Below are 20,465 nucleotides of genomic sequence, written 5' to 3'. Positions count from 1 at the left end.
GCGGACCGGTCGGGTTACTGCCAGGCTAACCTTTCCGACAAGTTCAGGGTAGAAAAAGGCCCCTGCCGGGCCGTTACTGCCCGGCGGGGGCCCTGCTATGGCTGATTTCTTTCCTGATTTGGAGCGGCTACGGCTGCTGGTGTACACGGTGGGCGTGGTGCTAGGCAGCTTGCTGCTGGGGTGGCTACTGAAACGGCTGGCTTTCTGGCTGTTGGGAGCCTATCACCGCCGCGAGCCGTCCCTCCTAGCCCAATCGGTGCTGCTGCACCTGAGTCAGCCCAGCGCCTGGTTTATCCCTATTCTGGTACTTTCTTTCCTGCTTCCGCTAACCTACCTCGATGGCCGGGCCCTGGAAGTAGCCCGCCGACTGGTGGAAACGGCCTTGCTCGCTACCTTCGCCTGGGGCCTGGTCAAAACCGTGGATGTGGTTGAGGACCTGGTGCAGCACCACTACCGCCTCACCGACGATGATAATTTGCGGGTGCGCAAGCTGTTCACCCAGCTGCAGTTCGTCAAGAAACTGGCCATTACGCTCATCATTTTTGTAGCTACCGCCCTGATTCTGATGAACTTTGCGACGGTGCGCAAGATTGGCACCGGGCTGCTGACTTCGGCCGGTATTGCCAGCGTCATCATCGGTTTTGCGGCTCAGCGCTCCATCAGCAACCTGCTGGCCGGTTTCCAAATTGCCTTCACCCAGCCCATCCGGCTCGATGACGTGCTGGTGGTGGAGGGCGAATGGGGCCGGGTAGAGGAAATTACGTTTACCTACGTGGTATTGCGCATCTGGGACGAGCGGCGGCTGGTGCTGCCGCTCAACTATTTCATTGAGAAGCCCTTCCAGAACTGGACGCGCACTACGGCTCAGCTGCTGGGCACCGTGTTTCTGTACACCGACTATACCATTCCCGTGGAGGCTGTGCGGGCGGAACTGCAGCGCGTGGTGCAAAGCAACCCGCTCTGGGACCAGCGCGTGTGCGTGCTGCAAGTTACGGACTCGAAGGAACGCACCCTGGAGCTGCGGTGCCTGGTAAGCGCCTCCAACTCCAGCCGGGCCTTTGATTTGCGCTGCGCCGTACGCGAACAGCTTGTAGGGTTTATTCAGCAGCACTACCCCGCAAGTCTGCCCAAAACCCGGACGCTAGTGGAGGCCCAGGACCAACCGTTTATGCCCGCTCCAAGCGAAGATTAACTTCGTAAAATTGGCTAATAATAGGCATTACTGGCGTATATTTGTAGATTATGCGGCTACCTCTGGTACTATTTCCAGAAGCAGTAAGCTGCTTCTTACTACATGATCCGCCTGGAATATTTCACCCCTTCTGATTTCGACCAACTTATTGCCTGGATTGACTCGCCCCACCTCCTCATGAACTGGTCGGGTCCCATGTTTAACTTCCCCCTCAACCCTGAAAAGCTGGAGTGGTACGTGCAAGATGCCAATGACCTGAGCTTCCCGGACGTATTCATTTTCAAGGCCATTGACACCACTACCGAAACCGTAGTTGGTCATATTTCCCTGGGCGGCATCAGCCAAAAAAACAGCTCGGCTCGCATCAGCCGGGTGTTTATTGATCCGCAGGCCCGGGGCCGGGGCTTTGCGCGCCACATGCTCACGGAGGTGCTTCGCTTTGGCTTTGAACAGCTGCATCTGCACCGCATCGACCTGGGCGTGTACGACTTTAACGAGGCGGCCATCCGGGCTTACACCCGGGCCGGCATGCAGCGCGAGGGCTGCTCCCGCGACATCCTCAAGTACGACGGCGAATACTGGAGCTTGGTGGAAATGAGCATGCTCGACCACGAATGGGCCGCTTTACACCCGACCCTTCCCACTACCACGGCCGCTGATGCCCTAGCGTAATTGGCAAGCGTGGTAGCCAGCACCGCGAGCGTTAGAAAACCAGTTGGTTTTCTAACGCTCGCGGTGCGTACAGGCCCCGCCCAGCAATTGCTACCGGTTATTTAGTAGTTGAAACCGCGCGTCTATCTGCTCGCGGGAAGCGCGCCGGATTTCCTCAGAACTGCCGTAGCCTACCTCTTGCTCGCCGGCCGCGAGGCGCTGCATCACGGAGTCGGCAAAGTCGTTGACGGGAACACCCCACGTGTGCAGGCCGGCCCCGCCCAGGTCAGTATTTACGGCAGGCGGCACAATTTCTAACACCTGAATGGGGGTAGCCGCCAACTGGTGCCGCAACGAAAGGGTAAAGGAGTGCAAGGCCGCCTTGGTGGCGCTATAAATGGGAGCCTGGGCCATGGGCGCAAAAGCCAGCCCTGAGGTAACGTTGATAATAGCCGGGCGGGGCTTCTGGCGCAGGTGCGGAAGCAGCAGGGTGGTAAGGTGAATGGGGGCTTCTACATTAATCACCAACTCCTGCCGCCGGGTTTCCCAGTCCTCGTCCTCTGTCAGCTGGAAGCGGCGCTGAATACCGGCATTGTTCACCAGCACGTTCAGCTGCGGCAGTTCGCGGCTAATCCACTCCACCAGTGCTACCCGCTCCCCGGCCTCGGCCACATCGCAGACCCGGGTGAGCAGCCCGGGCAGCTGCTGCCGGGCCTCCTGCAGCTTGTCTTCGCGGCGCCCCACGGCCAGCACCGTGCTGCCGGCCCGCTGAAACCGCTCGGCCAGCGCCAGCCCAATGCCAGACGCGCCGCCCGTAATTAATACCGTGTTTCCTTCCAAGTTCATGCCAGTGGGGTTATGCGTACGTGCCCGCCTATTGGGGCCCCTGACTTCCTACGACAGCACCCAGCCGGAAGATGTGCTAGCCCCAACCGGCTGCCAGCATAGCCAGCCACCAACCACTTCGGCTTTGCCGGGGGTAGGCTGCAGGCGCGGTACAGGGCTCCACCGGCAGGGCACTGGGCGAAATGTAAAAAGTAAATTTTCTGCGGGTTTGCCCCGCACTTTTATGTACCTTCCGCCCTTCGATATCCAGCCCACCAAGCTGCCCTGTCCTGGGTGCCCGCTCATGAAGCACTGCCTCCTTTTCCTGCTGCCCCTGCTGAGTGCTGCTCCCGTTGGTGTGCAGGCGGGCACGGGCGCTCCGGTCCGGACGACGGCCCCCATCATCCGCGACAAAGAAGTAACGGCGGATTTGCGGGCCGCGTGGCTGGGGGCTCCCCTGAAGCGGTTTCGGCACTTGGTACCGGAGCGGCGCTCCGTGCCCTCGCAAATCACCTACTACACCCGCCCCGACGAGGCCCTAACCATTGGCGGCTACGCCGTTACCGGCATCAGTTACGGCTTTTATAAAGGCCTGCTGTGCTGCGTAGAGGTGCGCGTGCTGGGTTCCAGCAACTGCCAGGGCATCTATAGCTTGCTTACCCGCACCTACGGCCCCAGCCAGATGGCCGCCACCTCGGCCCAGCAATGGACGAACCCGCAAGTGCGCCTTCTCTATACTGAGATGCCCAAGGGCTATGCTACCGTGGTAGTAGCCAGCACGCCCCTGGTGGCCCAGTACCAAGCTGCACGCCAGGCCGTCGGCAACGAAGCCGCCTAGCGCACTGCCAAAACCCGAAGACGCGCCCAAACCCAGCCCTTACTGCCCGGGCAGGCGCCGTAGCCGGAAGACCAGCAAACGATACGCTACCCCTTTTCAGCTGCTCTCCGCTGCCCAGCTGCCAGGCTTTGGGCAGCGTCCACACGCTCCATTCTTAAGCGCCTGGCAAACTCTGCTTTAGCTAGCGTGTGCAAGCTTCTTTACCGCGTTACGTATCGTTAGGAGGCATTTTTATCTTGAATGGATGCTAATAGAACGCCGGTGATGCGCTACCTTGGTCGTCGAATTCACTCAGCGCATCACGATGCCAGATACCTTACTCGATGTTAATCTGCAGCAAGTGGCAGACCAGGAGCTGGCTGGCACGTGGCGGGTTGCCAGCCGGGTACTAAGCCAAGCTGACCCTACTACGGCCCTGGCCTGCGCCACTCAGTTGCAGCTGCAGCCCCAGCAGCTGGTGCTGGTCCTGGACGATAGCTCGGTTGTGGGGCACTGGTCGGTGGAGCGCGACGCCCTGCTGAGCCGGCCCTACCTGCAGCTCAGCCTGCCTGAGCAAACTACCACGGCCCTGGTTACCCGCCTCCGCCGCTCGGCTATGAGCGGCCAGCGGGCCCTTACCCTTTACTTTCATTCAGGCATGGAGCTGCAGCTAGTGCAGCCTTAAGCTTACTGTTTCCGTCTTTCCGCCCGCATGAGTACACCTACTGCCTTTTCGCCCGATTACGAACGCCTGCAAACTGCCGTGGATGCCGCTGGGGTAGGCACTTGGGACTTGAACCCAATCAGTGGCGAGCTTATTTGGTCGACGCGCTGCAAGGAGTTGTTTGGCCTACCGGCTACCGCCACCATCACCTACGACGATTTTCTGCGCGGCCTGCACCCCGACGACCGGGACGCTACCGAAGCAGCAGTGGCCGAGGCCCTGAACCCGGCTGGTAGTGGCACCTGCGACATTGAGTACCGCACCATTGGCCTGCATGACGGCGGGCAGGTACGCTGGGTGCGAGCCACGGGGCGGGCTTTCTTTGATGCGGCCCACACCCAAGCAACGCGCTTTATTGGTACTATCACCGACATCACCCGCACCAAACAGGTGCAGGAAACCCTGAGCCAGAGTGAGGAGCGCTACGCCCTGGCGGCGTTGGCTACCAACGACGCCATCTGGGAGTGGAACCTAGTTACCAACGAGGTGAAGTGGAACCCCGCCATAGAGCGGGTGCTTGGCTACGGCCCCGAAGCTCGGTTTACCACCGCCGAGTGGTGGTACAACCACATTCATCCTGCTGATGCGGAGCGCGTGGTGCATGGCATCCACGAAGCCATTGACGGGGGCCGCACCGACTGGCACGACGAATACCGCTTCCAACGGGCTGATGGCAGCTACGCCAGCATGATGGACCGGGGCCACGTAGCCCGTAACGCCGAGGGCCAACCCCTGCGCATGATTGGGGCCATGCAGGACGTAACCCGTCAGCGCGAAGCTGAAAAAGCCCTGCGCCAGCGCGAGGCCGACTTCACCACCATGGCCGATACCATTGCCCAGCTGGCCTGGATGGCCGCCCCCGACGGCAATATCACCTGGTATAACCAGCGCTGGTATGAGTACACCGGCAGCAACCTGGAGGAAATGCGCGGCTGGGGCTGGGAAAAGGTGCATCATCCCGACCACATAGGCCGGGTAATGGAATTTGTGCGCACCGCTTGGTCGGCTGGGCAGCCCTGGGAGCTGACCTTCCCTTTGCGCAGCCACCAGGGCGAGTACCGGTGGTTTCTGACCCGGGCCGTCCCCATTCGCAATGAGCAAGGTCAGGTGCTGCGCTGGTTTGGCACCAACACCGACATTACGGAGCTAAAACAGCTTCAGGAACAGCTGGAGCGCTCCTACCAGGACTTGGAGCTGAAGGTAACGTTCCGCACGTTGGCGCTGGAGCGTGAGGTGCAGCAGCTCCGAACCCAGATTCAGCCCCCTACCCCGGAAGCCAGGTAGCAGTTTGGTGCACCTTAGCCGGGGCTTACTGGCAAGGCGGAGGAATGATTTTACGTGCCGTTGGCTATGAGGCCCAACAACGTCGAGTAGAAAAGCGGGAGTGCCTGTGCCGAGCGGTGGCGCAGGCACTCCCGTTTCTCTTAACACCTTGTTTGTATCTATTTACTGGCCTTGCACCGCGGAACGAGCCGCCCCTACCTCGTGTTTAGCTCACCTGCCGGGGCTCACCTGAGCCCCGCGGGAAGCGGGAAAAGCAGTTTCTTGGCAAACAAAAGCCACCTTTTCTGACTTTCCCCGTACTTCGTAAGTCCTATTCCGAAATACGCATGAGCACTACCGAATCCGCTGCTTCCCTGTCTGCCGATGTGGTCCTGATTGGGGCTGGCATCATGAGCGCCACCTTGGGCATGATGCTGAAGGAGTTGCAGCCTGATCTTACCATCGCCATTATAGAGCGGCTCGATGTGGCCGCCGCCGAAAGCTCCGACGCCTGGAACAACGCCGGCACGGGTCACTCGGCCTTTTGCGAGTTGAACTATACCCCCGAGAAGCCCGACGGCTCCGTGGACATCAGCAAGGCCATCAAAATTGCCGAGCAATTCGAGGAGTCCAAGCAGTTCTGGGCCTTTCTGGCCGAAACCTACGCCGTAAAGGAGCTGACGCGCTTTGTTAACCACATTCCGCACCTAAGCTTTGTGTGGGGCGCTAAAAACGTAGAATTCCTGCGCAAACGTCACGCGGCCCTCACGCAGTCGCCCCTGTTTCAGGGCATGGAGTTCACGGAGAGCCGGGAAGAAATGGAGCAGTGGATGCCTCTGGTGATGCACGGCCGCGACCCGCAGCAGCCCGTGGCCGCCACCCGCATGGACCTGGGCACCGACGTAAATTTCGGCTCCCTCACCCGGGGCATGTTTACCCTGCTCCAGCAGAAGCCGGGCGTAACGTTCTACTTTCACCACAACGTAGAAAAGCTGCGGCAGAAAGAGGACGGCATCTGGCGCGTGAAAGCCAAGGATTTGTCTACTGATGCTACCATCAAAATCCGGGCGCCGTTCGTGTTTATTGGTGCCGGCGGCGGTTCCCTACCCCTGCTTATCAAGTCGGGCATTCCGGAAGGCGCGGGCTTTGGCGGCTTTCCCGTGAGTGGGCAGTGGTTGAAGTGCGTAAACCCTGCCGTTATTGCTCAGCACCACGCCAAAGTGTACGGCAAGGCGGCCGTGGGCTCCCCGCCCATGTCGGTGCCCCACCTGGATACCCGCGTGATTAACGGCAAGCAGGAATTGCTATTCGGCCCGTACGCCGGCTTCAGCACCAAGTTCCTCAAGCAAGGCTCCTACCTCGATTTACCCCTGTCGGTGAAGCTGAGCAACATGCGCCCCATGATACTTGCGGGCCTGAAGAATATGCCGCTGACCAAGTACCTCATCAACCAGGTGCGCCAGTCGCCGGAAGACCGGCTGGCAGCCTTGCGCGAGTACCTGCCCGAAGCTCGGGCTGAGGACTGGCAACTGGAAATTGCCGGCCAGCGCGTGCAGGTTATCAAAAAGCACGAAACGGAGGGCGGCGTTCTGGAGTTTGGAACCGAGGTAGTGGCCGCTTCCGATGGCTCTATTGCCGCTTTGCTGGGAGCTTCACCCGGTGCTTCTACAGCTGTCAGCATCATGCTGGGTTTGGTGCAGCGCTGCTTCCCGGCCAAAGCCCAAACGCCGGAGTGGCAAGCCAAGCTGCGTCAAATGATTCCCTCCTTCGGCCAGTCCCTGAATGATAATCCGGCCCTAGTGCAAGAGATTCGCGCCCACACCAGCGCCGTACTTGGCCTGAAAGCTGACGTCGAAACTGCTCGCTAACCTTCGGATGCAGCCCAAGTAAAAAAGGCCACCCCAACGTTGGGGTGGCCTTTTGTTGTTATCATCGGTCGATAACTTAATTCGCTTTAAAAAAGGTTGTCATTCCGAACGGAGTGAAGAATCTGGGTCGAACTTAAGAAGCTAGCCCAGATTCCTCTCTCCATTCGGAATGACAACTTCTCGTTTCTGGTGACTACAAGCTAGTGTGGGTGACAGCCAGAAGCCAACTACCTAGGTCCAGTAGAGCAATGGGGAGTTGGGGAAGCGCAGCTGCCATTCCTGGTGGAAGAACTCCTTGAGCGTGCGCATGTCGGCGGGCTGGTACACGAACTTGGTACCACCAAACTTGTTGCGCTTCACGGCCCGAGTAGCCTCCTCCAAATCTAAGGAAGTATTAGGGTACCACTGCAGCAGCACATCCTTGGAGCCGGGCGTGAAGCGGTGTGTGATGCATTCGGCCGTCAGGTCGCAGGGGAAATCGAGGGTAGCGGCTAGCCGGTCGAGCAAGTGGCGGTACTCATCCTGCCAGCCCGGCAGGGGCATAATGGGTGCCAGCACCACACCTACCGGGTAGCCGCCCCCGCCCTGCTCCGAGGGCAGCGCTAGCTGGCGCAGGGCCCGGAGCCGGGCTTCCACGGAAGCAGTACCGCCTTCTAACTTGCGCACGGCGGCTTCAGCATTTAAACTAAAGCGGGCACGCGTGCGGCCGTGGTGGGGCAGCCCCAACAGGGAGTCTACGTGGTCGTACTTGCTCACGAAGCGCAGGTGAGTGCCTTCGCGCTGCCCAAAATACCGAATGCATTCGGCCAAGGAGCCGGTCAGGTGCTCAATGCCCAGCACATCCGTATAGCAACTCACCTCGAAGCTGGTAACGCGGCCGGGCTGCTCGTAGGCCTGGGTATTTTCCAGTAGTTGAGGCAGGTTAGCAAACACCTTCACCACGGGCGGGCCGGCCAAGCTGCCGGCCAGGTAGCAGTACTGGCAGTGGGCGGGACAGCCCTCGGCCAGGTTCATCTGCCAGTCGGCGGAGGGCGGCGTGGGCTGCAAGCGCAGAGAGCTAGGCGGGGCGCACACCACGGCCAGGGTGCTTTTGGCGCGGCGGTACGTGTCGCGGGCGTCTTCGCCACGCACCCCCGTGAGGCGGTTGCTTTTTAGCAGCTCTACTTCTAAGCCGTGCGCGGTAACGCGCTCCAGCATCTGCTGGCCGAAAGGCTGGTCCAGGGCATCAGGGGTAAACACTACCCGTTTGGGCAGCCAGAGCTTGGCCGCGTGCGTACGCGCTTCAGCAACGGGGGGCGTCAGGAGGTCGAGCGAAGGAAACAGCTGGGGTTCTGTCATAGCTAGTTATAACACCACGCGCCCCCAGATAGCTCCCGCAGAACTAGTATTTTACTACCCTCGGGCCGGTTTTTTACTGCTGCCGGTGGGGCCCTGCTACCGGTTCAGCAACGGGTAGAAATACCTCGGCCAGCATGCAGCGGGCACTGCCGCCACCAATGGTTTCAATGGTAGGAATGGTAAGCGGCAACAACTCGGCGTACTGCTCCAACAGCTGGCGCTCCTCGGGCCGTAGGGCATCGTAGGCACTCTGGGAGAGGGCCAGCAGCTCGGGGCCGTGGCTAGGCTGCAGCGTGAGCATGTTGCCGGCAAAACAGGCCACTTGGGCCAGCGTGATGGGCAGTATCTCGTGGCCGGTGCGGGTAAGCGACTCTACCACGGCGGCGCGCTCGGCGGGGTTGGTAATGCTTTCCAGGCACACCACGGCAAAGCGGGCCCCCACGCACATCATTACGTTGGTGTGGTAGATGTCGTGGCCATCAGCATCATGGGCCCGGAAGGCAACGGGCTCATAGCCTAGCTTCGCGGCCACTTCCCGAAACAAGCCTTCATCGGTGCGGGCCGACAGCGCAGCGTAGGCAATGCGGTGCACATGGTCGAAAATAATGCTACCAGTGCCTTCCAGAAACCGGCCCGCCTGTTCGTGCTCCGACAGGTCCACTACTTCCCGAATACCAAAATGCTGGCCCAGAGTTTCCAGAATGTCGGGGCGCCGTTCGGGCCGACGGTTGGGGGCACACATGGGGTAGAGCAGCACCCGACCATCGGGGTGAAATGTGCCCCAGTTGTTGGGAAACACCGCATCAGGGGTGTGCGGCTCGGCTGGGGCCTCGAACACGAGTACCTGCATGTGGTGGGCGCGCAACGTAGCTACTACGGCATCAAACTCGGCAAAAGCTCGCGCTTGAATAGCCTCCGCATCCAGGCCCGCCATATACCGCTGGAAGTGGTTGGACTGGGCCGTTTCGACGTTAAAGGTGAAGCGCGTGGGCCGGACAAGGAAGACGGTGCGGGCAGATTGCATGCGGCGGGAGGCTAGGTGGGAAGCACAAAGAAACAGGCTTCCCGCAGAATCTCACTGAGCGGGCGCCGTATGCTTCGCGGGCAGTGGCCCGGCTGCTTTAGCCCGGGCCACCACGGCAAACAGCGGATCCGTACGGCGCGGATTGGGGCTGCGGTCCAGCAGTTCACTGGGTTCCCAGCCGCCCGCGGCCCGTAGCAGCTGATCCACCAGCACCAGATGGCCCTGGTCGTCGAGGGCGCGCCAGGCGGCTATGGCTTTGCTGGGAAAGCAGCGGTTGGAAAACGTAATGACCAGCGGGGCGCCGGGCCGTAGCACCCGCGCCAGTTCGCGCAGCACCACCACGGGCTGGGTCAGGTAGTCGATGGAGACGCAAATGGCCGCTCCATCAAATTCAGCGGCCGCAAAAGGCAACTCGGGGGTGTGGTTTAGATCCTGCACCACGTAGGCTTGCAGGCGCGGATTGGCGCGCAGCTCCTGCTCATTCATGCCCAGGCCCACTACCCGGGCGTAGGCTACCTCGGCGGGCAGGTGGCTTACCCAGCTACTCATTAAGTCCAGCAGAACGCTGCCCGGCTTGAAATATTCCCGGTAGAGTTGGGTTACGGCAGCCAGCGCGGGCTCGTCGAGGTGGGTAACGAAGCGGGGTTGCCGGTAGAATTCAGCATCCGGGTTCTCGTCAAGGCGGCGGAAGGCGCTGGCGGGAAACGGCGAGGCAGGATCGAGGTGCATACGGTACGGAGGTTGGATACGGGCAGCGCGTTTCGAGGGAATCACCGGAGCAGTTAAAATCAGCCGGCGTAGTGCACCCCGCTGCCTGCGCATCAATACGAATTCTGCCGGCAGAAATACGCAAAAAATAGAGCCGCCAAGTATTTATTTATAGGTAGGAAAGCCACCAATGCCCATGCTGAGCCTTGTAATTGCGGTACCAGCGGCACGGCCAATACAAGGCGCATACTACCAGCAGCCATACCACGTAGGCGCGCAGCAAGCTAGGCTGATACGTGGCGGGCCACTCCTTGGCAGTTATAAACCCAAAGTTAACGGGCGCGCCAAAGCGTAGCTGCGTCCAGACCCAGGCGCTAACGCTAATCAGGGCCAGATGCAGTAGGTAGTAAAAGAATGGTACCTGCCCGAAGGTGCGCAGGATCTGGCTGAGCCGACCAGTGAAACGCTCCGCAGTGCTAAGCAGCAGCAAGGCTACCCCCAGCGTCAGGCACAAAAAAAGCAGGGACGGTGGGTACTTCGTCACGTTCAGAAATGAAAGCACGCTGTAGCTCAGCCCCCGGGCCTGCGTACCCCAGGGAGCGGGGTCACCGTACCAGTTGGTTGCACGCAGGGCCCCAAATAGCACCAGCAGGGCAGCTCCCGCCAGCCGGAGCCGCTGTTGCCGCTCCACCGCTGACCCCAAGAACCAGGGTCCGAGCCAGTAGCCCGCCGCCAGCACGGCTACCCAGGGCACCAGCGTGTAAGCGGCCAGCAAGGGCGGCAGTCCCGGCAGCGGAATAACTGTGGGGCTGTTGTGCAGCAGCGCCAACAGCGCATCAGAAACGGTAGCGAGCTGCACAGGTGGTAGGGCGTTGTGCCCTACCATTAGGACGAGGGCCAACAGGCCCAGCAGCCACCGGGGCAACCACAACAGGCCCGCCAGCAACACCATACCCCAGCCGATTACCCATATGACTTGCAGTAGCAGCAACTGATAGCTCCACTGTAACAGCAGGTTAACGACCACCAGCTCCAGCCCGATCAGCCACAGGCCCCGCGTAAGGAGAAACTTGCTTACGTGGCGGCGGTCAGTGTGCTTTTGTTGGTACAAAAAAATGCTAACGCCCGCCAGCAACACGAAGGTTGGAGCACAAAAATGCGTGATCCAGCGCGTGAAGAACAGCACAACCGAGGCCTGGCTGACGTCTTCGGGCCGCACGGGGGTAGGACTCCAGAATTCGCGCACGTGGTCTAGGGCCATAACCACCATCACCAGCCCCCGTACCGCGTCAATGGCCTGTATGCGCGGACTAGTAACACGGCGAAAGATAGGTAGGGAAGCAGAGTGAGTAGCATGCTGCATATACTAGAACAGGTTGAATAACGAAAAGCCGCACCCAAGCACCAGAGGCAAGCTGGAGATGACAGCTACGCTAACTTGGCTTGAGAACACAGAAAAATAAACAGTTTCCGGCGCCACTGGACTTAGTGCCTATTCATCTGGCTACGCTGAATTCCCTGCTGGTGCGGCAATAAGCACGAAAACAGCCCATCGATTTATGGCTTCCTGTTACCACAAATGCTGCTTGTGTCATGTCATTATATGCTGGTATAAGTTGACACAGGCTTGTGTCAACTTATACCAGCATATAATGACATGACACACAATCGACTCTGCCAATAATGCTGCGCTTAATTCGGCTCTTGTGTAGTGCCCAGCAAGTAGAGCAGAAAGGTGCGTTGCTTTATTTTCAAGCATCCGCTGTTGAAGTGCTATAACTATTAGCAGCCCAGCCTTGACGGCAAGATATAGGTTGGAAGGGAGCAAAAACAAGCCGCGTAGATTCTTACCTGACTTTTATTATTTGTGCTTTTGTACCTCGCCATCTAAAGCACTGTATGCTCACACAAGGTGAATTGCGTAGCGGCTGTCATGCAGGTCGCGGGGCCGCAATGCTCTGCCGTTGGAGTAGGTACCAAACAAAAGAAGCATGCCCAAGGGCATGCTTCTTAGCTTCTGAAAGAAGAGAGGAGATTAAGCGCGACGCACCTTAACGGCGTTCAGCCCTTTGCGGCCCTGCTCTACTTCGAACTCTACCTTGTCATTGTCGCGGATTTCGTCAATGAGGCCGGTTACGTGTACAAAAATGTCTTCGCCGGTTTCAGCGTTGTTGATGAAACCAAAGCCTTTGGTTTCATTAAAGAATTTTACGGTTCCTGTCTGCATGATGCTAGGAGGTGAATGATGATGAAGCAACCAGCAGCGAAACCCTATATATTAATTCAGCACGCGAATTAACGATAGTGACACGAGGCGATTTGCCTTTAACGATGTAAACATACGCATTATTTTTAGATTCTGCCTGCACCAGCGCGGAAGAGCTCTGCCCAGCGGCCCGCCGGAGCACGATGGACGACTACGCCGAACCCGAAGCCCCAGGTGGCTACGTTCCGGTTGGTTTGCCTAACCACCAGCCAGACTTACAGTTGGTAGCCTTCGTTTACCACGAACGTTTTGAGCAAAATGAGCATGCCTTCGTCAATATCGGGCAGATGGGCATCCAGGAAGGTAGACCGGAACGGATTGATGTAGCCAGTGAGGCGGAGGTAATCTTCACTGGACAAGGTTTGAAACCCCATTGACCAATCGGTAAACACCCGGGCTGTAATGGGCCCATCGGCCAGCGTGTGCACGCGGGTATGCCGGTAGTCGGCCTGAATAGTGGCGTAGATTTGCCGCACGGCGGGCGCCTCCCCTTCCAGCACTTGCAGAAAGCTGCCATTGCTGTAAAGCAGTAGCCCGGTAATATGAAGCCGCTGATTATTGGCCCGCGACTGTCGCAGCAGAAACTTCAGCTCCGCCGTAGTGGGTAGCCCAACCGCGGAACTCTGATAGACGATGTGATGCATGGCCGGAGAAAGGGGGCGCCGGTGCCGGGCGAGGTGCGTGCTCCACCAAGGAGCAGGAGGAATAACTTACGCAGTTCCCTCTTGATAAACAAGCTAAACAAGGGCTATTCCCAGACGTAGTCGGGCTGCTACCCACGGGCCAGCTGCCCGCTGCTACAGGCTGAACACCTCATACCGCCAGCCGCTACCACGCACCACGGCCGGCTGCTGAATACACTATCAGCAGCCGGCCTTGGTGCACGCAGATTCCTTAAAGCAGAGTAGTTGCTAGCCTACCTGCACGACAATTTTGCCGAAGTGGGAGCCACTACCCATGTACGCCAACGCTTCTTTAGCTTGTTCGAAACCAAATATTTGGCTGATGATTGGCTTCAGCTGGTTCCGGTCGAAGGCCTGAAGCAGGTCAGTGAGCATGTGGGTGCTGCCTACGTAAATGCCCTGAATGCGCTGGGTGTTGATGGGCACCATGCCCAGGTTAGGCGCCTCGTTGGCAGGACCTCCCACGGCCCCAATCTGGAAGATGCTACCCCCGGCCTTGAGAGCCTTCACGGAGCGGGCCATTTGACCGGCTACTTCCAGCACATAGTCAGCGCCTTGGCCCTGGGTCAACGCCCGGACTTGCTCGTCCCAGTCAGGGGTTGCTTTGTAATTAATAACGTAGTCGGCTCCCATTTCGCGGGCTTGCGCGAGCTTCTCGTCGGAGCTGGAGGTGATAATAACCTGGGCACCCATTAGCTTGGCTATCTGCAAACCAAAGATGGAAACCCCACCCGTGCCCTGCAGCAGCACCATATCGGTGGGCTTGAGCTGCGCCTGCACTACGAGGGAGTGCCAGGCCGTTACGCCGGCGCAAGGAAAAGCGGCAGCTTCCTCAAAGGAAAATGAGTCGGGTACTTTGGCTACCGAGTTTTCCGGGAAGGTCACGTACTCGGCCAGCACGCCGTCGGTGCTGCCACCCAGGGAGCGGGCAGTTTTGGCAGCCGAAAACGGTCCGTCGTGCCAGTCAGGAAAGAAGTTTACGGCTACTCGGTCGCCCACCTGAATGGTTGTTACGCTTTGGCCAACTTCGGTTACTACCCCCGCCGCGTCGCTGAACGGAATAAAGGGTAGCTTCTCGCCGGGGTAGCCAAACCAGCCGTTGGCCAGGGCCCAGTCACGGAAATTCAGGGACACAGCTTTTACCTGAATCTTAACTTCGTGGTCGCGGACCGCGGGCTCGTCGTAGTTGTTGAGCGTGAAGTTTTCCAGGCTTTTGGGTTCGTGCAGCTTGTATGCTTTCATAAGGTAGAGGCGCAGTTGAGTAAGGCCCGAACAACCCGCTCAACCCGCCAATTGTTCGGCCTTCGCCTACCCGCCACGTGGCCTGCTAACGGTAACGCAGGGCATCTTTGCGCATCCAACCGGTGGTCGTTACCTTTTCCCAGTTGGTGAAGCGCACGTACACGGCCTCCCCCCGCTCCTCGCCGAGGCGTACTTTGTCGCCCTGCACGCAGTGGGCTTTGCGGGGCTGCGTCAGATCGGGAGAGTTATAAAAATACGAGCGGGCTACCTGCACCACGGCCGTCTGAGCTCCTACGGCGCGGTCTGGTGCGGAGGAAGCTGCGGGTTCCGGGTCTATTTCGTAGCTGTAAGTATCCTCCGAATTTGCGTTTTCGGGCGGCGGAGTTGAACGAATGGGCTGCGTTGTCCGTGCTGGGGCAGCGGCCGGGCGGCTGCTCAGGCGGCTTAGTTCGGTGGCCTTCAGCCAGCCCGCCACAATAGCGCCGTTCGGGGTTTTAAAACGGGTTTTAACGAAGCCTTCGCTTTCCTCTTCCCCGTGCACTACGTCGCCGCGCAGCAGGTAGCGGCCAGTGGATGTGGTGTGCTCAGGAGAGGTGAAAAAATAAGCGGTTTCGGCAATTACCAGGTATTGGCCGCTGGCCCGAAAAGCCTGCCCTCCGGCCTCTGGGGCCTCATCCAGACCAGTTTTTTCGGCGTGCACGACGGCTGGGCGGCTGGTTTGCAGCTCCGAGTCCGAACGGCGCGCCTTCTCTTCGGAGCAGGAACTTAGCCAGGTTGCCGCCCCTACCCCCAGCAGCATAACCAGCCCGCAGGCGGCCCGGCGCTTGAGCGGCTGGGCTTGCCGGCGACTCCGGGCCTCGGCTGCCGCGGGCCGGAATGCAGACCTTTCTTCTTGCTGTAGCTGGCTCATAGGCGTAGTGGTCAGGGCGAATTTTCTGCCGGTGCTGACCGATATGCCTACGCAGTTTCAAACCTTCCGGCCGAGGAAGTGGTAGTACTATTTCCCGGTAACTGCCGGGCTTGTGTGTCGCTGCTGGAAGTTGCTCCGGCGCGGCTACGTAGGCAACCCATTCACGCCCGACGGTTTACGACCTCTTACGACTTCTATTGTGCCAGAACACCCCTCCTCTACCCCCGCTAACCAGCCAACTACTTCGCCCCCGGCTCCTATTGTGCTAGCCGGCGCCACCGGGGCCCTGGGCTTACTGATTGCCCACCACCTTCGGCAACGCGGCGCTACTGTGCGGGCCCTGGTGCGGCCCGGCGCCGCCAGCAAAGCCGAAGCGGCGTCGTTGCGGCTCCAGGGCGCGGAAATAGTGGCCGTAGACTACGCCGATGCCGCCGCGCTAACGGGCGCTTGCACTGGGGCCTCCTGCGTGGTATCGGCCTTATCAGGGTTGCGCGAAGTGATTGTGGACGCCCAGACCCAGCTGCTGAATGCGGCCGTGGCCGCCGGCGTGCCGCGCTTTATTCCCTCCGACTTTTCCGCCGACTTCAGCCGGCTGCCGGAGGGCGCTAACCGCAACTTCGATTTGCGCCGGGAGTTTCAGCGGCGACTCGATCAGGCTCCCATCCGGGCTACCTCCATCCTGAACGGCATGTTCACGGATTTGCTGACCGGGCAGGCCCCCTTGATTCTGTCGGGTCCGCGCCGGGTGGTGTACTGGGGCGACGCTGACCAGCCCCTGGACTTCACAACCATGATGAACACGGCCGAGTTTACGGCCGCCGCCGCGCTTGACGATGCCACGCCCCGCTACCTGCGCGTAGCCGGCGAAGTAGCCACCATCCGCGGCCTGCAAACGGCCGCTGAGCAAGCCACAGGCCACCGCTTTAAGCTGCTGCGGGTAGGCGGACTGGGCGTGCTTGCCACCATGATTAAGATTACGCAAACGCTGGTGCCGGCCCGCAACGAAGTGTTTCCTCCTTGGCAAGGCATGCAGTACCTGCACAACATGCTCAGCGGCCAAGCCAAGCTGACTGAGCCCCTGGACAACGCCCGCTACCCCGGCATCCGCTGGACGCCGGTGCGGGCAGTGCTGGCGGCCAGCAAGTAGCCGGCCACCTAGGCAGGGTAGGCTTTTTAAGCTCCACATACGCTTTGTTTTCCTTCAGCCCGACGCAGCCTCTGCGTCGGGCTGATTTTTTGGGTGGGCAGGCCAGAGCACGAAGCCGCCGGTGGCGCGGGGTAGAGCTTGATTCAGCTAGCAGCAATTTTATGTGTACTTACGCTACTTTGCCGCCGGAACTAAGCGCCTAATTGCTACACCAGACGGCCCCGACTGTCCTACCTTGTACTCCTCCTTTCTCTCTGCCGTATGAAGAAATTAGTATTGCTAGGCGCCGTGCTTAGCCTGTTTTTTGGCCGGAACGGGCACACTCAATCTTTGGGCTCGGTCGGCAAAACCGCTAAGAACACCTCAAAATTGGTGGGATCTGAACTGCGAGTGGGCAACCCGGTATTTCCGGGCTGGTACGCCGATCCGGAGGCCGTCATTTTTGGCAAGACCTACTGGATTTACCCCACCTACTCCGCCCCCTTTGATCAGCAGGTGTACCTAGATGCGTTTTCCTCGCCCGATCTGGTGCGCTGGACCAAGCACCCGCGCATTGTAGATACAACCAGCATCAGGTGGGCCCGCCGGGCCATGTGGGCGCCCGCCGTGGTGCGGAAAGGCGGCAAGTATTTTCTGTTTTTCGGGGCCAACGATGTGCACGAGGGCGAGGTAGGCGGCATTGGAGTGGCAGTGGCCGACCGGCCGGAGGGCCCGTTCCAGGACTACCTCGGCAAGCCCTTGGTTGGCAACATTCATAACGGCGCCCAGCCCATTGACCAATTCGTTTTCCAGGATACGGACGGGCAGTACTACCTGCTCTATGGGGGCTGGTCGCACTGCAACATCGCGCGCCTCAAGCCCGATTTCACCGGCTTTCTCCCCTACCCCGATGGTACCACTTTCAAGGAAATCACGCCCCAGAACTATGTAGAAGGCCCGATTATGTTTCGGCGCGGCGGCAAGTACTACTTCATGTGGTCGGAAGGTGGGTGGGCCGGCCCCGATTATTCCGTAGCCTACGCCGTAGCCGATTCGCCGCTGGGCCCTTTCCAGCGGGTAGGCAAAATTCTGCAGCAGGATGCGGCCGTGGCCACCGGCGCCGGCCACCACTCCGTTATTCAGGTGCCGGGTAAGGATGAATGGTACATTGTCTATCACCGCCGCCCCTTGGGTGAAACCGACATGAACCACCGCGTCACTTGCATCGACCGGATGTATTTTGATGCCCAAGGCCGTATTCAGCCAGTAAAAATCACTCAGGAGGGCGTAGCGAAACGCAAGCTGTAGATTGATGGTGCTGTAGTTGGTGCTTACCTGTCCGCCAGGCATTACCTTCTTCATCCCCAACTCGTAAACCATAGCCCACACTTCAACACAGCCCGTATGCGCCTGCTTGCCCTGGCTTGCTTTTTTGCGGCCCCTACTCTGTGGGCGTGCTCCTCACGGGAGGCTGATAAGCGCCGGCCCAAGCCGGCTACTGCGGTGCTGGTATTTTCCAAAACCAGTGGTTTTTACCATGAGTCCATCCCGGCTGGCATCCGAGCAATTCAGGCCTTGGGACAGGAGCACAACTTTCAAGTGGACACTACCACGAATGCTAACCTGTTTACCGCAGCCAGGTTAAGTTCTTACCGCGCGGTAGTGTTTTTGAGTACTACCCAAGATGTACTGACTGAAGATCAGCAAACGGCGTTTGAGCAGTAAATCCGAAGCGGGCGTGGGTTTGTGGGCATACACGCCGCTACCGATACGGAATACAATTGGCCCTGGTATGGGCAGCTAGTAGGTGCTTACTTCAATGGGCATCCAGCTATTCAGCCGGCCATTATTAACGTGGTAAACAGCGCCCATCCGGCCACTGCAGGCTTGCCGGCCCGCTGGTCACGCACGGACGAGTAGTACAACTTCCGCACTATCAGCCCTGATCTTACCATTCTAGCAACGCTGGATGAAAGCACGTACTCTGGAGGCACCAACGGAGCGAACCATCCCATTGCCTGGTGCCACGAGGTAGATGGCGGCCGGGCATTTTATACGGCTGGCGGGCATACTTCCGAGAGTTTCAGTGAGCCCTTATTCCGCCAACACCTGTTGGGTGGCATTCAATATGCCATTGGCAAGGAATAGAAGCGTGGGCATACCCCTGACTCTGAACGCGGCTAAACAGCAACCCCAGCGCAGCTTTTACCCCGAAGAGAAAGTACAATAATGCCGTCCGTGGGCGTAGCCGGGGCAACAGGCTTTGGCCAAGTTCCACTAGCGCCTACGGCTTCCGGAGCACCCACCGGAAGCTGATGTCCTTGGAATCATCCGTTAGCAAATCCAGCCACAAGTATATAATGCAGTCTGTGGTCCGCCCTGCCTCAGCAACTTAGTCTAGCTTCATCACACGGGGCTAGCCTTCACCAGCGCCACGTACAGCTGCTTGCTGCTACAGTTACAAGAAGTCCGGTAGTGGCTGCACAACTTTGGGCAAGATTGCACGGGTTACGCACCATTCCTGCACCGCAGTAGGAGGCCAACTAGCCACGGCCGCGCACTGCTTTCCTCGGTGGCTTGGTAGCGGATAACACGCTTGTAGCTGAAGTATGTACTCCCTCCTCCCACAAATGAACAACGCCGCCTGAGTTTCCTCGGGCGGCGCAGTATTGTGCTGCTTATGTGGTAATGGAAGGAATACTTCCGCTCAACGCCCAATGTCCTGACCAAAAATTGGGTGGAATCCAGAGCGAAAAGTATGTTCTACTAAGTCTGACGTCTGCGGACTCGAAACCACTCTATTGGTTCGCCCTTTCATTAAGGGGTAGCCAGAGAGAAATTTCGAGTCCGTAGACGCCAATCTGAGGGTTGATCAGAACTCAATGCACTTGTAGCCGGGGCAGCTGGTAGCCAGCTGCCCGGCGACTATTTTAGCTTGATACCTTGCGCTTCCATTGCCCGCTCCTGCTGGGCGTGGTTGGCCAGAAACTCGGCGTGCTGGGCCTCCGTGCGCTCGGTGCCGAGGCTAGCCAGATGCTCACGCAGCTTGTCGGCCGGCATGTCGGCGCCGTAGGACGGAGTACCGGGCTGCTGCCGCCACGACTGGTGTAGGGTCCCGTCGTCCACGGCGTCGAAGCCCAGTTCCTCCACCAGGGCCATTACTTTCTGCTTGGCTGCGGCATCGTCGGAGGCCACGGGCAGGGCAATGCGGCCGGGCGTGCCGGCGGGCTGACCCTTACCTTCAAGGTGGTGGGCGTAGATGTTATTGAACACCTTCACCACGGGGCGGCCCAGGTGCTGCTGCACCCACTCGCTCTCGGTCAGGCTACCCGTTTCCAGCTCCGGCATTTTACCGTCGCGCAGCAGAGGATAGTAGTTGCTCGTGTCGATAACGGGTACCTCAGCCGGCACGCCCGCGAATAAGTCCTTGGGCAGGTCGGGAATGTTCTTGAGCGGAATGGTCACCACGATGAGGTCGGTGCCAAGCTGGGCCGCTTCCTGAGCCGTGACGGGCGTAGCGCCGGTTTTTTCGGCCACCTCTTGCAGCGTCTCGGGTCCGCGGGAGTTAGCAATATACACCGTATGGCCAAGGCTGGTGAGCCGCACGGCCAAGGCGCTGCCGATATGGCCGGCTCCAATGATTCCGATGTTCATAAGTAGGGTTGTTTGGTTCGCGCGCCGGTGATGGTGCCAGCGCAGGGAGGTAAACAACGGAAGCGGGCGTTTTGCTTTTTTCTTTCTGGTTGAAGTGTGTTAGAACGAATAACGCCGCCAGAGTTTCCTCGGGCGGCGTTGATGATAGATTGTGGGGTACGGGGCAGTAGGTTT

General features: G+C 59.3%; 18 protein-coding genes and 1 pseudogene. 9 read left to right on the top strand and 10 right to left on the bottom strand.

Annotated features, from left to right (window positions below; translation table 11 throughout):
* Positions 1 to 97: 97 nt before the first annotated feature.
* Together MWH26_RS05485 and MWH26_RS05480 are read left to right on the top strand one after the other, a co-directional pair.
* Complete coding sequence (locus MWH26_RS05485; protein WP_247976391.1) at positions 98 to 1,192, top strand: mechanosensitive ion channel family protein; 1,095 nt, start codon at positions 98 to 100, stop codon at positions 1,190 to 1,192.
* A gap of 102 nt (positions 1,193 to 1,294) precedes the next feature.
* A complete protein-coding gene (locus MWH26_RS05480) occupies positions 1,295 to 1,864 on the top strand; it encodes a GNAT family N-acetyltransferase (RefSeq protein ID WP_244695634.1) in 570 nt (189 codons plus the stop codon).
* 90 nt (positions 1,865 to 1,954) lie between these two features.
* Here the strand turns inward: MWH26_RS05480 and MWH26_RS05475 are convergent, their stop codons facing one another.
* Positions 1,955 to 2,689 (bottom strand): SDR family oxidoreductase, encoded by a 735-nt coding sequence (locus MWH26_RS05475; RefSeq protein WP_247976390.1) that lies wholly within the window; start codon positions 2,687 to 2,689, stop codon positions 1,955 to 1,957.
* A gap of 283 nt (positions 2,690 to 2,972) precedes the next feature.
* Here MWH26_RS05475 and MWH26_RS05470 point away from each other — a divergent pair, with 283 nt between their 5' ends.
* The 4 genes from MWH26_RS05470 to MWH26_RS05455 all read left to right on the top strand — a co-directional run bounded on the left by MWH26_RS05470 (position 2,973) and on the right by MWH26_RS05455 (position 7,340).
* Positions 2,973 to 3,506 (top strand): hypothetical protein, encoded by a 534-nt coding sequence (locus MWH26_RS05470; RefSeq protein WP_247976389.1) that lies wholly within the window; start codon positions 2,973 to 2,975, stop codon positions 3,504 to 3,506.
* A gap of 304 nt (positions 3,507 to 3,810) precedes the next feature.
* Entirely contained in the window at positions 3,811 to 4,170 is a 360-nt protein-coding gene (locus MWH26_RS05465; RefSeq protein WP_247976388.1) for a hypothetical protein, read from the top strand.
* A 27-nt stretch (positions 4,171 to 4,197) separates the two neighbouring features.
* Positions 4,198 to 5,493, top strand: coding sequence for a PAS domain-containing protein (locus MWH26_RS05460; RefSeq protein WP_247976387.1), 1,296 nt, complete (start codon positions 4,198 to 4,200; stop codon positions 5,491 to 5,493).
* 326 nt (positions 5,494 to 5,819) lie between these two features.
* A complete protein-coding gene (locus MWH26_RS05455; protein ID WP_247976386.1) occupies positions 5,820 to 7,340 on the top strand; it encodes a malate:quinone oxidoreductase in 1,521 nt (506 codons plus the stop codon).
* Positions 7,341 to 7,571: 231 nt separating this feature from the next.
* On the opposite strand, the gene MWH26_RS05450 is transcribed toward MWH26_RS05455, so the two are convergent.
* From MWH26_RS05450 to MWH26_RS05415, 8 genes are all read right to left on the bottom strand, one after another.
* Positions 7,572 to 8,678 carry an SPL family radical SAM protein gene (locus tag MWH26_RS05450; RefSeq protein WP_247976385.1) on the bottom strand — a complete coding sequence of 369 codons (1,107 nt, stop codon included), beginning with the start codon at positions 8,676 to 8,678 and terminating at the stop codon, positions 7,572 to 7,574.
* A 73-nt stretch (positions 8,679 to 8,751) separates the two neighbouring features.
* The gene (gene ctlX, locus MWH26_RS05445; RefSeq protein WP_247976384.1) at positions 8,752 to 9,702 is read right to left on the bottom strand and encodes a citrulline utilization hydrolase CtlX; all 951 of its coding nucleotides are present in this window, start codon (positions 9,700 to 9,702) and stop codon (positions 8,752 to 8,754) included.
* Between the two features lie 51 nt (positions 9,703 to 9,753).
* Positions 9,754 to 10,431, bottom strand: a complete 678-nt coding sequence (locus MWH26_RS05440; protein WP_247976383.1) for a class I SAM-dependent methyltransferase — start codon at positions 10,429 to 10,431, stop codon at positions 9,754 to 9,756.
* Between the two features lie 148 nt (positions 10,432 to 10,579).
* Entirely contained in the window at positions 10,580 to 11,773 is a 1,194-nt protein-coding gene (locus tag MWH26_RS05435) for an acetyltransferase domain-containing protein (protein ID WP_247976382.1), read from the bottom strand.
* Between the two features lie 672 nt (positions 11,774 to 12,445).
* A complete protein-coding gene (locus tag MWH26_RS05430) occupies positions 12,446 to 12,637 on the bottom strand; it encodes a cold-shock protein (RefSeq protein ID WP_019949498.1) in 192 nt (63 codons plus the stop codon).
* A 254-nt stretch (positions 12,638 to 12,891) separates the two neighbouring features.
* Positions 12,892 to 13,320 carry a BLUF domain-containing protein gene (locus MWH26_RS05425; RefSeq protein ID WP_247976381.1) on the bottom strand — a complete coding sequence of 143 codons (429 nt, stop codon included), beginning with the start codon at positions 13,318 to 13,320 and terminating at the stop codon, positions 12,892 to 12,894.
* 267 nt (positions 13,321 to 13,587) lie between these two features.
* Positions 13,588 to 14,601 carry a zinc-dependent alcohol dehydrogenase family protein gene (locus MWH26_RS05420; RefSeq protein ID WP_247976380.1) on the bottom strand — a complete coding sequence of 338 codons (1,014 nt, stop codon included), beginning with the start codon at positions 14,599 to 14,601 and terminating at the stop codon, positions 13,588 to 13,590.
* 85 nt (positions 14,602 to 14,686) lie between these two features.
* Entirely contained in the window at positions 14,687 to 15,511 is an 825-nt protein-coding gene (locus MWH26_RS05415; protein WP_247976379.1) for a hypothetical protein, read from the bottom strand.
* Positions 15,512 to 15,710: 199 nt separating this feature from the next.
* Here MWH26_RS05415 and MWH26_RS05410 point away from each other — a divergent pair, with 199 nt between their 5' ends.
* The 3 genes and pseudogenes from MWH26_RS05410 (at position 15,711) to MWH26_RS05400 (ending at position 18,785) form a co-directional block, all read left to right on the top strand.
* Complete coding sequence (locus MWH26_RS05410; RefSeq protein ID WP_247976378.1) at positions 15,711 to 16,658, top strand: NmrA family NAD(P)-binding protein; 948 nt, start codon at positions 15,711 to 15,713, stop codon at positions 16,656 to 16,658.
* A 261-nt stretch (positions 16,659 to 16,919) separates the two neighbouring features.
* Positions 16,920 to 17,945, top strand: coding sequence for a glycoside hydrolase family 43 protein (locus MWH26_RS05405; RefSeq protein ID WP_247976377.1), 1,026 nt, complete (start codon positions 16,920 to 16,922; stop codon positions 17,943 to 17,945).
* 96 nt (positions 17,946 to 18,041) lie between these two features.
* Positions 18,042 to 18,785, top strand: a pseudogene (locus MWH26_RS05400) (ThuA domain-containing protein).
* Between the two features lie 777 nt (positions 18,786 to 19,562).
* Here the strand turns inward: MWH26_RS05400 and MWH26_RS05395 are convergent.
* Positions 19,563 to 20,348, bottom strand: a complete 786-nt coding sequence (locus MWH26_RS05395) for an NADPH-dependent F420 reductase (protein ID WP_262921987.1) — start codon at positions 20,346 to 20,348, stop codon at positions 19,563 to 19,565.
* Positions 20,349 to 20,465: the final 117 nt, after the last annotated feature.

The sequence above is a fragment of the Hymenobacter sublimis genome, from assembly GCF_023101345.1.
Classification (GTDB): domain Bacteria; phylum Bacteroidota; class Bacteroidia; order Cytophagales; family Hymenobacteraceae; genus Hymenobacter; species Hymenobacter sublimis.
Note: the sequence above shows the minus strand (reverse complement) of the source record. Positions and strands in the feature narration are given on the sequence as shown.